The following is a 12,896-nucleotide window of genomic DNA, read 5'->3' as shown; positions in this document are numbered from 1 at the left end:
CTGTTCCGCATGCGTGCGGCGGCGGTACTCACGGTTGTCCTGGTCACGGCTCTGCTCGCGGGCGGGACACCGGCCGCCGGCGCGACGGGCGCCGCGGCCCCGCCCGCCGTCGTCGCACCCGATGACCCGGCCGCGCCCGCCGTCGTCGGCTCGGACGACCCGGCAGACCCGGCCGCGCCCGCCGGGCGCACCGCGACCGTCACGCTGCTGACCGGAGACCAGGTCAGCGTCGCGACCGCCCCGGGCGGCGAGCGCTCCGTGACCATCCGCCCCGCGCCCCGGGCGCGGGAGGTCACGTTCACGCGCGCCGCCGTCGGCGACGCGGTCTACGTCATCCCGTCCGACGTCGCCGGGCTCGTCCCGGACGTCCTGGACCGCGACCTGTTCGACGTCGGCCTGCTGGCCGACGCCGGGTACGACGACGCCGCCCGCGGCACGACCCCGGTGATCCTCCGCTCCGCGCAGGGCCCCGGCGGGACCCGCCCGCTCGACGTGTCCCCGTACGGCATCACCCCGGAACGCACGCTGACCTCGCTCGACGCGGTCTCCGCGGAGCTCACCCCCCACACGGCGGGCCGCCTCCTGGACGCGCTGCGCGCCGGCGGCTCGCCCGTCGGCCAGGTGCTCCTGGACGCCCCCGTCCAGAAGCTCGACGAGGAGTCCGCCGGGCAGATCGGCGCCCCCGCCGCCTGGGACGGGGGCTGGACCGGCGAGGGCGTCACCGTGGCCGTGCTGGACACGGGCCTGGACGCGGCCCACCCCGACCTGACCGGCCTCGTGACCGGCTCCCGGGACTTCACGGGCAAGGGCGCGGTCACCGACGGCAGCGGCCACGGCACGCACGTCGCCTCGATCCTCGCGGGCTCCGGCGCCGCCTCGGGCGGCGCGCACCGCGGCATCGCCCCCGGCGCGGACCTGCTGGTCGGCAAGGTGCTCGACGACACCGGGCACGGCGAGCAGTCGTGGACCATCGACGCCATGGAGTGGGCCGCGGCCCAGGGCGCCGACGTCGTGAACCTGAGCCTCGGCAGCGAGCCGACCGACGGCACGGACCCGGTCGCCGCCGCCGTCGACGAGCTGACCGCCACGCACGACACCCTGTTCGTCGCCGCCGCGGGCAACGCGGGGGACCCGGGCTCGATCGGCAGCCCGGGCAGCGCGACGTCGGCCCTCACGGTCGGCGCGGTGGACGACGACGACGTCACCGCCCCGTTCTCCAGCCAGGGCCCGCGCGCGGGCGACGGCGCGATCAAGCCCGACGTCGCCGCGCCCGGCGTGGAGATCCTCGCCGCCCGCGCGGCGGGCACGAGCCCCGGCCTGCCCGCGGGCGACCTCTACCTGGCGGGCAGCGGCACGTCCATGGCCGCGCCGCACGTGGCCGGGGCCGCCGCCGTGCTGCGCGGCGCGCACCCGGAGTGGACGGCCGGGCAGGTCAAGGCGCGGCTGATGGGATCGGCCGAGGCCGCGCGGGGCGCGACGGTGTGGGAGCAGGGGGCGGGGCGGGTGTGGATCCCCGGGGCGCTGGAGCTGCCGGTCGTGGCGGAACCCGCGTCGGTGTCGTTCGGGTCGCTGGAGCATCCGGGCCAGACGGCGCCGTCGTCTCGCACGCTCGCCTACGTCAACCCGACGGACCGCGACGTCACCCTCGCGCTCGGCGCCGAGCTGACCGGCCCGGACGGCGACGTCGTCCGGGACGGCCTGACGCTCGGCGCGCGGCAGCTGACCGTCCCGGCCGGGGGCCGGGCCGCCACGGAGGTCTCCGTGGACACCTCCGCCGGGCCGATCGGCCGGTACTCCGGCACGGTCACGGCGTCGGTCAAGGGCCAGGGCAACCGCGAGGTGCGCACGCCCGTGGGCTACGAGAAGAAGCCCGAGGTCTTCGACGTGACGATCCGCCCGCTCGGGCGCGACGGCGAACCGCTGACCGGGACGGCGTCGCTCGCCCTGCTGGACGTGCGCGACCTGCGCAGGCACCAGGAGCTGCTGCAACTGGACGGCGAGCGGACCGTGCGCCTGGAGGGCGGCACCTACGGGCTGCTCGGCGGGATCACCGAGACCGGGGCCGACGGCGCACCGGTCGCGGTCACCGGCGTGAGCGAGCCCGAGTTCGTGGTGGACCGGGACCTGGTGGTGGAGGTGAGCGCCGAGGGCGCGATGCCGGTCTCCGTCACCACCCCGCTGCCGTCCGAGCTGGTCCGCGCCACCCTCGACTACCAGCGCTGGGACGCGAGCGGCTCCGCGCTGGACATGACCGTCGGCGGGGACGCGCCGCTGTACGCCACGCCGACCGACCCGGTGTCCACCGGGTGGTTCGACCTGGTGGGCAGCTTCGTGCTGACCGAGCCCGTGGCCGCCGGCGAGAGCGCCGCCGACGCGGACTACACCTACGACCTCGCCTTCCAGCAGTCCCCGGTGACCGACGTGTCGTTCGAGGCGCGCGAGGCCGACCTGGCGCGGGTCGAGGCGGGCTACGCGGCCGGGCCGCGCGGCGTCGTCCCGAACGCGGGCTGGGCCGGGCTCGCGCCCGGGCACTTCGTGGCCTGGTCCACGCTCGATCCCGTGGCGACGCCGTCCACCCGCACGGCGTACGTCACCGGGGGCGACTTCTCCTGGTCGAAGTCCGTCTGGTACACGGAGCTGATCGACGGCGGCGCGGGCGGCATCGTCAACCACGGCTCCTACGAGGCCCCGTTCCGGAAGTTCGCGGCGGGTTCCTCGACGCCGGCCGTCTACGGCGGCGGCGCGCACTCCGTCTCGGCGACCGCGACCACCAGCCGCGACGGGCTGGAGGTCACGGCCACCGGCTGGACCGACGGCGACGGCCACCTGTTCCAGGTGCCGCAGTGGGCGAGCGCCGGCTTCGACCAGCGCCTGCGCCTGTGGCGCGAGGACGACCTGCTGACCGACGTCCCGCAGGGCCGCGCCGTCGTCCCGGTGCCGAACGGCAGGCGTGCCATGCGCCTCGCGTACGACGGCGACCGCAGGTCGCCCTGGCCGACGGCGCCGGGCGTGTCGGCGGAGTGGGAGTTCCCCGCCCAGCCGCCGTCGGGCGACCGCGAGACCCGGCTGCCGCTGCTGCAGGTGGCGTACGACGTCGCCGGGCTCGGGCTGGACGGGACCGCCCCGGGGCGGACCACCGTGACGGTGACGGCGGTCGCCCCGGACGGCGGCAGGCGCGCCGCCGCCGAGGCCGCCACGCTGTGGTGGTCGCCCGACGACGGCGTGACCTGGCACGAGGCAGCGACGACCGGGACCGGCGACGGGGTCTTCTCCGCGACGGTCGACGCCCCGCCGGGCACCCGGCGGGTGTCGCTGCGGGTCGAGGCGGAGAGCCCGGACGGCGTCGTCCGCGAGACGACCGTGGGTGCATACACCATCGGCTGACGCCGTTGTCGGAAACCCACAACGGGCGGGGCGGGGCGCGTCGTGCGGCGCGCGCGACGTCCCGCGTGTCGCGACGGTAGCGTCACGGACATGACCGAGAACCTGGAATCCGCCCCCGGCCGCGTCGTCGTCGTCACGGGCGCGGCACGCGGCATCGGCCGCGCGATCGCCGAGCGCTTCGTCGCCCAGGGTGACCGCGTCGCCACGCTGTACCGCGGAGGTGACCTGCCCGAGGGGGTGCACGGCTACAAGGCCGATGTCACCGACACGGAAGCGGTGAACGCCGCGTTCACCCAGATCGAGCAGGAACTCGGGCCGGTGGCGGTCCTGGTCGCGAACGCCGGCGTCACCAAGGACCAGCTCCTGATGCGCATGAGCGACGAGGAGTTCGAGCAGGTCGTCGACGTGAACCTGACCGGTACGTTCCGCTGCGTGCGCCGGGCCGCCAAGGGCATGATCCGCAAGCGCTACGGCCGCATCGTGCTGATCGGCTCGCTGGTGGGCCTGTACGGCGGCACCGGCCAGACGAACTACGGCGCGTCCAAGGCGGGGCTGGTGGGCCTGGTCCGGTCCATCTCGCGCGAGCTGGGCAGCCGCGGCATCACGGCGAACGTCGTCGCCCCGGGCTTCGTCGAGACCGACATGACCGCCGAGCTCCCCGAGGCCACGCGCGACTTCTACCTCAAGTCGATCCCCGCGGGCCGGTTCGCCCAGCCCGAGGAGGTCACCGGGGCCGTGACGTTCCTCGCATCCGACGCGGCGTCGTACATCACCGGCGCCGTCATCCCCGTCGACGGCGGGATGGGCATGGGTCACTGACCTGCGCCGGTGGCCCTCACCGGGGGCCGCGGAACCACATCGTCAAACATCCTTCACCACCCGCGCGGGCACCGGAGTTTTCCTCCACGCGGGTCCCACCGTTACGCTCACACCCGTACGGGACACGCCGTGGCGTGCCCCCGTGCATTCACCGGAAGGACATCATGGGTCTCCTCGAAGGCAAGAAGCTGCTGATCACCGGGGTTCTCACCGAGTCGTCGATCGCGTTCCACACGGCGCGCCTGGCGATCGAGGAGGGCGCCGACGTCGTCCTGACGTCGTTCGGCCGGCAGATGACGCTGACCAAGGCGTTCGCGAAGCGTCTTCCCGGTGACACGCCGCCGCCCGTCGTTCAGCTCGACGTCACGAGCGACGAGGACCTCGCGAATCTCGCGGACGCGGTGCGCGAGGCGGGCTTCGACCGGCTCGACGGCGTCGTGCACTCCATCGGCTTCGCGCCGCAGAACGTCATGGGCGACAACTTCCTGTCCGCGCCGTGGGAGGACGTGGCCACCGCGCTGCACGTCTCCACGTACTCCTACAAGGCGCTCGGCGTGGCGGCCCGCCCGCTCATGACGCACGGCGGCGCCATCGTGGGGCTCACCTTCGACGGCATGTACGCCTGGCCGGTCTACGACTGGATGGGCGTGGCGAAGGCCGGCCTGGAGGCCGCGAACCGCTACCTGGCGCGCGATCTCGGGCCGGAGGGCATCCGCTGCAACCTGGTTTCGGCGGGGCCGATCAAGACCACCGCGGCGAAGTCCATCCCCGGGTTCGAGAAGATGGAGGCCAACTGGCCCGAGCGCGCGCCGCTGGGCTGGGACCAGACGACGGCGGAACCGACCGCCCGCACCGTCGCGGCCCTGCTGAGCGACTGGTTCCCGGCCACCACCGGCGAGATCGTGCACGTCGACGGCGGCGTGCACGCGATGGGCCAGTAACGGGGCGACCGGCCCCGGGAGCGCAGTACCCGAGAGCTGTCGCGGGAACCACCCGCACCATGGCTCCTCCCTCACCTGGAGGAGCCCGCAAGAACCGGAAGGAGCACGATCGTGACCAGGCATCGCGAGGAGGTGGCGGGGACGCCGGCGTCACGCCGTCTCGTCCTGTTGCGCCACGCCAAGGCCGAGCCGGCCACGACCCCCGACGACGTCCTGCGGCCGCTCGCCCTGCGCGGGCGGACGCAGGCGGCCGGGCTCGCCGCCGCGCTGGTCTCGCTCGGCGCGGCGCCCGACGTCGTCCTGGTCTCCTCCGCGCTGCGGACCCGGCAGACCTGGGAGCTCGCGGGGAACGGCCTGTCCGGCCGGTCGCGCGACAACGGCCCGCGGGTCACCGTCACCGACGACCTGTACAACGCCCGCGTCGGCGACGTGCTGCGGCTCGTCGGCGAGGTGGCCGACGACGCGCGCACCGTCCTGGTGATCGGCCACGAGCCCACGATGGCCGCCACGGCGGCCTACCTCGCGGGCCCCGGCTCGGACGACGCGGCCCTGGCCCAGGTCCGGGTGGGCGTCCCGACCGCGACGTACTCCCTGCTCGAGGCGCCGGAGCACGAGCCGTGGTCCACCTGGGGCCGCGGGACGGCCGTGCTGCGTCACGTGGGGCGGCCGCAGGGCTGACACGACGAAGGGCTCGGCGGAGGGTGAGGGCCGAGGAACGAGGCACTCGCCCGTAGCCGAGCACGAGGAGTGGCAGCGTGCATGCCGGCTGAGACGGTCTGCGCGGGCCCCGCGTCGTCGGGCACACTGTGTCGCGTGAAGCGCCTTATCGTGACCGACGTCGACTCCACGTTCTTCCGGCAGGAGGTCATCGAGCTCATCGCCGAGCACGCCGGGACCCGGGAGCAGGTCGCGGAGGTGACCGAGCGGGCGATGCGCGGCGAGCTGGACTTCGCCGGGTCGCTGCGCGAGCGCGTGGCCACGCTGGCGGGGGTGCCCGAGGCCGCGCTGGAGAAGGTGCGGGGGGCGGTCGAGCTGATGCCGGGCGCCGCCGCGCTGGTGGCCGCGTGCCAGGAGCGGGGCTGGGCGTTCGGCCTGGTCTCGGGCGGGTTCGAGGAGATCGTGCGGCCGATCGTGGAGCCGCTGGGCGTGACGCTGATCCGCGCGAACCGGCTGGAGATCGCCGGCGGCGTGCTGACCGGCCGGACGGCCGGCCCCGTGATCGACCGCGCCGCCAAGGAGGCGACCCTGCGCGCCTGGGCCGAGGCGGAGGGCGTGCCGATGGAGGCGACCGTCGCCGTGGGCGACGGCGCCAACGACCTCGACATGATCCTGGCGGCGGGCGTCGGGGTCGCGTTCCGCGCGAAGCCCGCGGTGCGCGCCGCCGCCCCGCACAGCCTCGACGGCGCGCTGGACGAGGTCCTGCGCCTGCTGTGACCGGTGCCGCCCCGGCGGGCGGCACCCGGGCTCATCCCGTCATCCGGCCTCGCCGAAGGTGGCCGCGGAGATCGCGTGCCGTGCGGTCCGGTCGACCTCGCGCAGCGCGGTGCTGCGCTGGTCCGCCTGCCAGAGGTTGACGGCGCCGCCGTCGTCGCGGCGCCCGTCGGCGTCGAACGAGCCGAGTGCGACGATGGCGCGCAGCCGCGTGGCGAGCTGCAGCACGCGGGCGCGGCGGCCGTCGAGCTCGGGGACGGGCCAGCGCGCGGTGTCGGCGGAGCGCAGGCGCTCGATCGCCTCGCGCGCGTCGTCGCGCCAGCGGGCGACGTCGAGGGCGTCCAGGGCCTCGGTCGCGGTGATGAGGCTGCTGCGCAGCTCGCGTTCGGCGTCGGACAGCGTGCCGATCGCCCCGAGCAGGCCCGTGCTCCAGTCCGGCACCGGGTGGACCTGCCACTCGACCAGGTGGCCGGGTTCGAGGTGGCTGCCGAACGGGGTGATCGCCGGGACCGCGGCGAAGCTCCCGGCCGGCGTCGTGACGACGACGCATTCCCCGGCCTCGGTCGCCGCGTGACCCGCCGCGGCGGGGACGCCGGCCGGGTCGCCCGGCGAGGGCAGGAGCGCGGCGACCGTGCGCGGCCCCGCCGTCCAGGTCGTGACGAGCGTGCCCAGGTCCGTGCCGTCCCCGACGCCGGGCAGCCCGTGGACGCGGTGGGGTTCGTCGTCGCCCTCGACGCACGCGGCGGCGTCGGCGGCGTCGGGCATGTCGGTCGTGCCGCCCGCGCCCCGCAGCCACAGGGCGAGGACGACGCTGCGCGGCAGGTCGGGCTCGCTGTTCATCGGCCACCACTGTAATCACTCCGGCCGGCCCGCTCGCCCGGATCCGGGCGCAGGTCACACCACGGGACACGGCCCCGTTCCGGGTGTGCGTCGGTTAGTGTGGGTCACCATGAGCACGGTTCTCGACCTTTCGGGCGTCACCGTCCGGCGCGGCACCACGACCATCCTCGATGCGGTGGACTGGCGGGTGCACGAGGGCGAGCGCTGGATCGTGCTGGGCCCGAACGGCGCGGGCAAGACGACACTGCTGCAGATCCTCGCCACGCGCCTGCACCCGACAGCCGGGAAGGCCGAGATCCTGGGGGAGACCCTCGGGCGCACCGACGTGTTCGAGCTGCGGCCGCGCGTCGGCCTCTCCTCCGCGTCGCTCGCCGACCGCATCCCCGCCGGCGAGACGGTGCGCGACGTCGTCCTGACCGCCGCCTACGGCGTCACGGGCCGCTGGGCCGAGTCGTACGACGACGTCGACGAGCAGCGCGCCACGGACCTGCTCGCGGCGTTCGACGTCGCCAAGCTGGCCGACCGGCGCTACGGCACGCTGAGCGAGGGCGAGCGCAAGCGCGTGCAGATCTCGCGGGCCCTGATGACCGACCCGGAGCTGCTGCTGCTCGACGAGCCCGCCGCCGGGCTGGACCTCGGCGGGCGCGAGGAGCTGGTGGCGGCGCTGACCGAGCTCGCCGGAGACCCGGCCTCGCCGGTGCTCGTGCTGGTGACGCACCACGTGGAGGAGATCCCGCAGGGGTTCACCCACGTGCTGCTGATGGGCCGCAGCCGGATCCACGCCGCGGGGCCGATCGAGGAGGTGCTCACCGCGGACAACCTGTCCGAGGCGTTCGGGCTCCCGCTGGTCGTCGCGCACGGCGGGGGGCGCTGGCTCGCCAGGGCCGCCCGGTGACCATGAAGCCGTAGCCAAACTGATGTGCTGAATTCCTGGCCCCGTCACCTGCGCGATTGGTAATCTTCGGGCAAAGGCGTCAGGTGGCGTCACGTCGTAGCGGGAGGGGAATGCCATGGAGTGGTTGTGGTGGGTCGGTGCGGCCCTGCTGCTGGGCCTGATCGAGATCACGACTCTCGACTTCGTCTTCATCATGTTCGCGGGGGGTTCGCTCGCCGCGGCCGGTGCCGCGGGGCTGGACCAGCCGCTGGCGATGCAGGTGATCACGTTCGCCGTCGTCTCCGTCGTGCTGCTGCTGACCGTGCGCCCGCCGCTGAAGAGGTTCCTGAACAAGGGCGGCGCGGACAGCCTGACCAACGCGGAGGCGCACATCGGCCGCCCGGCGTCGGTGATCGAGGAGGTCACCGAGACGACCGGCCTGGTCAAGCTCATGGGTGAAGTGTGGACGGCACGCGCGGCCGAAGGCTCGCCTCCGCTGCCCGAGGGAGCTACCGTGCAGGTGGTGCGCATCGACGGCGCGATCGCGGTGGTGGGCCAGCGGCCCGCCGGTCAGTCCTCCTGAGCCCGTCACCGAGAAGCATCACCCACCCCATCACGCGAGCGGGCGCTACCCGCAGTAGGAGAGGCACGTGGACAACGTCGGACTGTGGATAGTCCTTCTCATACTCGTCATCGTCGTCGTCGTGGCACTGTCGCGGGCCGTGCGGATCGTCCCGCAGGCCGTGGCGATGGTCATCGAGCGTCTCGGTAAGTACCAGGGGACACTCGGCCCGGGTTTCCACCTGCTGATCCCGTTCCTCGACAAGGTGCGCGCGGGCGTCGACATGCGCGAGCAGGTCGTCTCCTTCCCGCCGCAGCCCGTGATCACCAGCGACAACCTGGTGGTCGAGATCGACACCGTCATCTACTTCCAGGTGACCGACGCCCGCAGCGCCGTCTACGAGATCGCGAACTACATCACCGCGATCGAGCAGCTGACGGTCACCACGCTGCGTAACGTCATCGGGTCGATGGACCTGGAGCAGACGCTCACCAGCCGCGACCAGATCAACGGCCAGCTGCGCGGCGTGCTCGACGAGGCGACCGGCCGCTGGGGCATCCGCGTCAACCGGGTGGAGCTGAAGTCGATCGACCCTCCCGCTTCCGTGCAGGGCGCCATGGAGCAGCAGATGCGCGCCGAGCGCGACCGCCGCGCCGCGATCCTCACGGCTGAGGGTGTCAAGCAGTCCGCGATCCTCACCGCCGAGGGTGAGAAGCAGTCCGCGATCCTGCGGGCAGAGGGTTCCGCGCAGTCCCAGATCCTCGAGGCCGAGGGTGAGGCCCGCGCGATCCTGCAGGTCTTCGAGGCCATCCACCGCGGCAACGCCGACCCCAAGCTGCTCAGCTACCAGTACATCCAGATGCTGCCGCAGCTCGCGAACGGCACCTCGAACACCAACTGGGTGATCCCCACCGAGTTCACCGCGGCGCTGAGCTCGATCGCCAAGGGCTTCGGCGGGGGCGACACCTCGCCTTCGGGCGGCGGCGGCCCGCTTCCCCCGGTCGTGCCCACCACCGACTTCCTCACCGGTGCCGGCGTGCTGCCGAGCCCGAGCGAGGCGCTCGCCGAGGCGCAGCGCCAGGCGGAAGCCGCCACGGCCGACGCCACCGAGTCGGGCACCCGGTCGGGCACGCCGTTCGACCCGTCGGCCGAGCGGGGCCAGCGTCCCGCGGGCGGGCAGGCCGGCCAGGCGTCGTCGCAGGCGCAGCCGCGTACCGTCGACGGCGACGAGCTGCCGCCGCCTCCGGCGCCGCCGCAGCCCTGAGGCACCTCCGATCGTGTCGCTCTGACGCGGACGGCGCCGCCGGGCGGGGCCGTCCGCGGGCACTCTCCGGGCAAGGGAACCGCCGGGGTGAAACCTCCTTGTGAGGCTTCACCCCGGCGGTTCTTTCGTGCGCCGGTGACGTCTCGTGCCGTCCTGCCGGCGCCGGGGCGTCGCTTGCGGAGTGAGTGCTCACTCAGTTAGGGTGACGGCGTGTCACCGACCACGCGCCGTGCCGCGCCGATGTCCCCGGAAGCCCGCCGGGCCGCCATCGTCGACGCCTGCCTGGACGTGGTCGCCGCGCGCGGTGCCGACGTGTCCAGCAAGGAGCTCGCCGAGGCCGCGGGCGTGGCCGAGGGCACGCTGTTCCGGGCGTTCGGCGACAAGTGGTCGCTGCTGGGCGCGGTCGCCCTGGAGGGCATGTTCCGCGCGGCCGACCCGGCGGGCACCCGCGACGAGCTGGCCGCCGTCGACCGGTCGCTCCCGCTGGCCGACCGCCTCACCCTGACCATCGAGCTGGGCCGGGCGCGCATGTCCGCCGCGCTGCGCTGGATGGAGGTGCTGCGCCGCCTCGCCCCGGACGGCGAGCAGCTGAAGCAGATGTCGCCGGAGCGGCACCGGCAGATGCACCAGACCCGCGAGACCCTCGTGGCGCAGCGGGAGATGCAGCGCGCGATGACGATCGAGGGTTTGGTGGGCATCCTGGAACCGGACGCCGACGACCTCCGTTTTTCCCTCGACGTCGTCGTCTCCTTGCTGGAGGCTGCCATCGCGGGCACCCACGCCCGCGTCGACCACCTGAGCGAGCCGCCACCGGCGTCGGTCGTCGCCGATGCCCTGGTGCACGGCATCGTCGCGCCGGGCGCGGGTGGTACCCGTGTCACATCCGGCGCGCGTGACACGTCCTGACCCCTGAAGGCCCCGATCCCACGACACCCCGAACCGACCCCCGCGAACCACCGCTCTGCGAACCCACAGCGAGGACCCACCCGACATGCTTGTCTCCCTCACGCGCAGATATCTGCGCCCCTACGGCACGGCGGTCGCCCTGCTGCTCGTGCTGCAGCTGGGCCAGACGCTGGCCAACCTCTACCTCCCGTCCCTGAACGCGGACATCATCGACCAGGGCGTGACCCAGGGCGACATCGCGTACATCTGGAACACCGGCGGCTGGATGCTGGGCGTGAGCCTGCTCCAGGCGGTCGCCGCGATCGGCGCGGTCTACCTTGGCGCGCGGGCCGCCACGGCGTTCGGGCGCGACGTGCGCCGCGACCTGTTCGCGCGCGTGCAGACCTTCAGCGCGCGGGAGGTGGGCCAGTTCGGCGCGCCGACGCTCATCACGCGCACCACCAACGACGTGCAGCAGGTCCAGCAGGTGCTCATCATGATGTTCACGATCATGGTGATGGCGCCGATCATGCTGGTGGGCGGCGTGATCATGGCGCTGGCGGAGGACGTGACGATGTCCGGGCTGCTGCTCGTCGTCGTCCCCGTGCTCGGCGTCTGCGTGGGCGTGCTGATGTGGCGCATGGTGCCGTACTTCAAGGCGATGCAGGGCCGGATCGACGTCATCAACGGCGTGCTGCGCGAGCAGATCACCGGCCTGCGGGTGGTGCGGGCGTTCGTGCGCGAGCGGCGCGAGACCGAGCGGTTCGCCGGCGCGAACGAGGACCTGTACGAGACCTCGCTCGGCGTGGGCAAGCTCATGGCCCTGGCCTTCCCGATGGTCATGCTCGTGATGAACCTGTCCAGCGTGGCCGTGCTGTGGTTCGGCGCCGGGCGGATCGACTCGGGCGACATGCAGGTGGGCCAGCTGACGGCGTTCCTGTCCTACCTGATGTACATCCTCATGGCCGTGATGATGTCCACGATGATGGTCATGATGCTGCCGCGCGCGTCCGTCGCGGCGGATCGCATCGGGGAGGTCCTGGACACGACGACGTCGGTCACCGAGCCGGCCTCGCCCACGCCGCTCGCGGCGCTGTCCGGCGGCGGCGGCCCGCGCGGCGTGGTCACGTTCGACGACGTGACGTTCGGCTACCCGGGCGCGCAGGAGCCCGTGCTGCACGGGCTCAGCTTCACGGCGACGCCGGGGGAGACCACGGCGATCATCGGGTCGACGGGCGCGGGCAAGACGACGCTGCTCCACCTGGTGCCGCGGCTGTTCGACGTGACGGGCGGCCGGGTGCTGCTCGACGGCGTCGACGTGCGGGACCTGGCCACCGACGACCTCGGCTCGCTGCTCGGGATGGTGCCGCAGAAGGCGTTCCTGTTCAGCGGGACGATCGCGAGCAACCTGCGCTACGGCAAGCCGGACGCCACCACGGAGGAGATGTGGCGGGCGCTGGAGATCACGCAGGCGCGTGACTTCGTCGAGGCGCTGCCCGAGGGGCTGGACGCGCCGGTGGGGCAGGGCGGCAGCACCTTCTCCGGCGGCCAGCGCCAGCGCCTGGCCATGGCGCGCGCGGTGGTGCGGGAGCCGAAGGTGTACCTGTTCGACGACTCGTTCTCCGCGCTCGACTACGCGACGGACGCCCGGCTGCGCGCCGCGCTGGAGCCGCGCACGCGGGAGGCGACGGTGATCGTCGTCGCGCAGCGCGTGGCGACCATCCGGGACGCCGACCAGATCCTCGTGCTCGACCACGGCCGCATCGTGGGCCGTGGCCGGCACCACGAGCTGCTCGACCACGAGCACGCGAACTACAGCGAGACCTACGAGGAGATCGTGACGAGCCAGATGACCCTCGAGGAGGCGGCATGATCGACAACGGCGAAGCCTCGATC

General features: G+C 73.7%; 11 protein-coding genes. 10 read left to right on the top strand and 1 reads right to left on the bottom strand.

The genetic code is table 11. The features are described from left to right. The first annotated feature begins 9 nt into the window (after positions 1–9). From ABD208_RS14955 to serB, 5 genes are all read left to right on the top strand, one after another. The gene (locus ABD208_RS14955) at positions 10–3,384 is read left to right on the top strand and encodes a S8 family serine peptidase (protein WP_344104318.1); all 3,375 of its coding nucleotides are present in this window, start codon (positions 10–12) and stop codon (positions 3,382–3,384) included. Positions 3,385–3,474: 90 nt separating this feature from the next. Then, positions 3,475–4,203, top strand: a complete 729-nt coding sequence (fabG, locus tag ABD208_RS14950; RefSeq protein ID WP_344104316.1) for a beta-ketoacyl-ACP reductase — start codon at positions 3,475–3,477, stop codon at positions 4,201–4,203. Positions 4,204–4,367: 164 nt separating this feature from the next. Further along, entirely contained in the window at positions 4,368–5,144 is a 777-nt protein-coding gene (gene fabI, locus ABD208_RS14945) for an enoyl-ACP reductase FabI (RefSeq protein WP_344104314.1), read from the top strand. A gap of 111 nt (positions 5,145–5,255) precedes the next feature. Beyond that, positions 5,256–5,822 carry a SixA phosphatase family protein gene (locus ABD208_RS14940; protein WP_344104311.1) on the top strand — a complete coding sequence of 189 codons (567 nt, stop codon included), beginning with the start codon at positions 5,256–5,258 and terminating at the stop codon, positions 5,820–5,822. A gap of 81 nt (positions 5,823–5,903) precedes the next feature. Further along, complete coding sequence (serB, locus tag ABD208_RS14935; RefSeq protein ID WP_344104309.1) at positions 5,904–6,578, top strand: phosphoserine phosphatase SerB; 675 nt, start codon at positions 5,904–5,906, stop codon at positions 6,576–6,578. A gap of 39 nt (positions 6,579–6,617) precedes the next feature. On the opposite strand, the gene ABD208_RS14930 is transcribed toward serB, so the two are convergent. Next, the gene (locus ABD208_RS14930) at positions 6,618–7,415 is read right to left on the bottom strand and encodes a hypothetical protein (protein WP_344104307.1); all 798 of its coding nucleotides are present in this window, start codon (positions 7,413–7,415) and stop codon (positions 6,618–6,620) included. Positions 7,416–7,524: 109 nt separating this feature from the next. Here ABD208_RS14930 and ABD208_RS14925 point away from each other — a divergent pair, with 109 nt between their 5' ends. From ABD208_RS14925 to ABD208_RS14905, 5 genes are all read left to right on the top strand, one after another. Next, positions 7,525–8,310 (top strand): ABC transporter ATP-binding protein, encoded by a 786-nt coding sequence (locus tag ABD208_RS14925; protein WP_344104305.1) that lies wholly within the window; start codon positions 7,525–7,527, stop codon positions 8,308–8,310. Between the two features lie 115 nt (positions 8,311–8,425). Next, complete coding sequence (locus ABD208_RS14920; RefSeq protein ID WP_344104303.1) at positions 8,426–8,872, top strand: NfeD family protein; 447 nt, start codon at positions 8,426–8,428, stop codon at positions 8,870–8,872. 67 nt (positions 8,873–8,939) lie between these two features. Next, entirely contained in the window at positions 8,940–10,115 is a 1,176-nt protein-coding gene (locus ABD208_RS14915) for an SPFH domain-containing protein (RefSeq protein WP_344104300.1), read from the top strand. Between the two features lie 210 nt (positions 10,116–10,325). Beyond that, positions 10,326–11,021 (top strand): TetR/AcrR family transcriptional regulator, encoded by a 696-nt coding sequence (locus tag ABD208_RS14910; protein WP_344104298.1) that lies wholly within the window; start codon positions 10,326–10,328, stop codon positions 11,019–11,021. A gap of 85 nt (positions 11,022–11,106) precedes the next feature. Next, positions 11,107–12,873, top strand: coding sequence for an ABC transporter ATP-binding protein (locus tag ABD208_RS14905; RefSeq protein WP_344104296.1), 1,767 nt, complete (start codon positions 11,107–11,109; stop codon positions 12,871–12,873). Positions 12,874–12,896 lie beyond the last annotated feature (23 nt).

It is taken from the genome of Myceligenerans crystallogenes, assembly GCF_039529775.1.
Taxonomy (GTDB): Bacteria; Actinomycetota; Actinomycetes; order Actinomycetales; family Cellulomonadaceae; genus Myceligenerans; species Myceligenerans crystallogenes.
Note: the sequence above shows the minus strand (reverse complement) of the source record. Positions and strands in the feature narration are given on the sequence as shown.

Excerpts from the sequence above, each read along its gene's own strand:
- fabI (WP_344104314.1), top strand. The coding sequence starts at position 4,368 with ATGGGTCTCCTCGAAGGCAAGAAGCTGCTGATCACCGGGGTTCTCACC.
- ABD208_RS14930 (WP_344104307.1), bottom strand. The coding sequence starts at position 7,415 with ATGAACAGCGAGCCCGACCTGCCGCGCAGCGTCGTCCTCGCCCTGTGG.
- ABD208_RS14925 (WP_344104305.1), top strand. The coding sequence starts at position 7,525 with ATGAGCACGGTTCTCGACCTTTCGGGCGTCACCGTCCGGCGCGGCACC.
- ABD208_RS14920 (WP_344104303.1), top strand. The coding sequence starts at position 8,426 with ATGGAGTGGTTGTGGTGGGTCGGTGCGGCCCTGCTGCTGGGCCTGATC.
- ABD208_RS14955 (WP_344104318.1), top strand. The coding sequence starts at position 10 with ATGCGTGCGGCGGCGGTACTCACGGTTGTCCTGGTCACGGCTCTGCTC.
- fabG (WP_344104316.1), top strand. The coding sequence starts at position 3,475 with ATGACCGAGAACCTGGAATCCGCCCCCGGCCGCGTCGTCGTCGTCACG.
- ABD208_RS14905 (WP_344104296.1), top strand. The coding sequence starts at position 11,107 with ATGCTTGTCTCCCTCACGCGCAGATATCTGCGCCCCTACGGCACGGCG.
- serB (WP_344104309.1), top strand. The coding sequence starts at position 5,904 with ATGCCGGCTGAGACGGTCTGCGCGGGCCCCGCGTCGTCGGGCACACTG.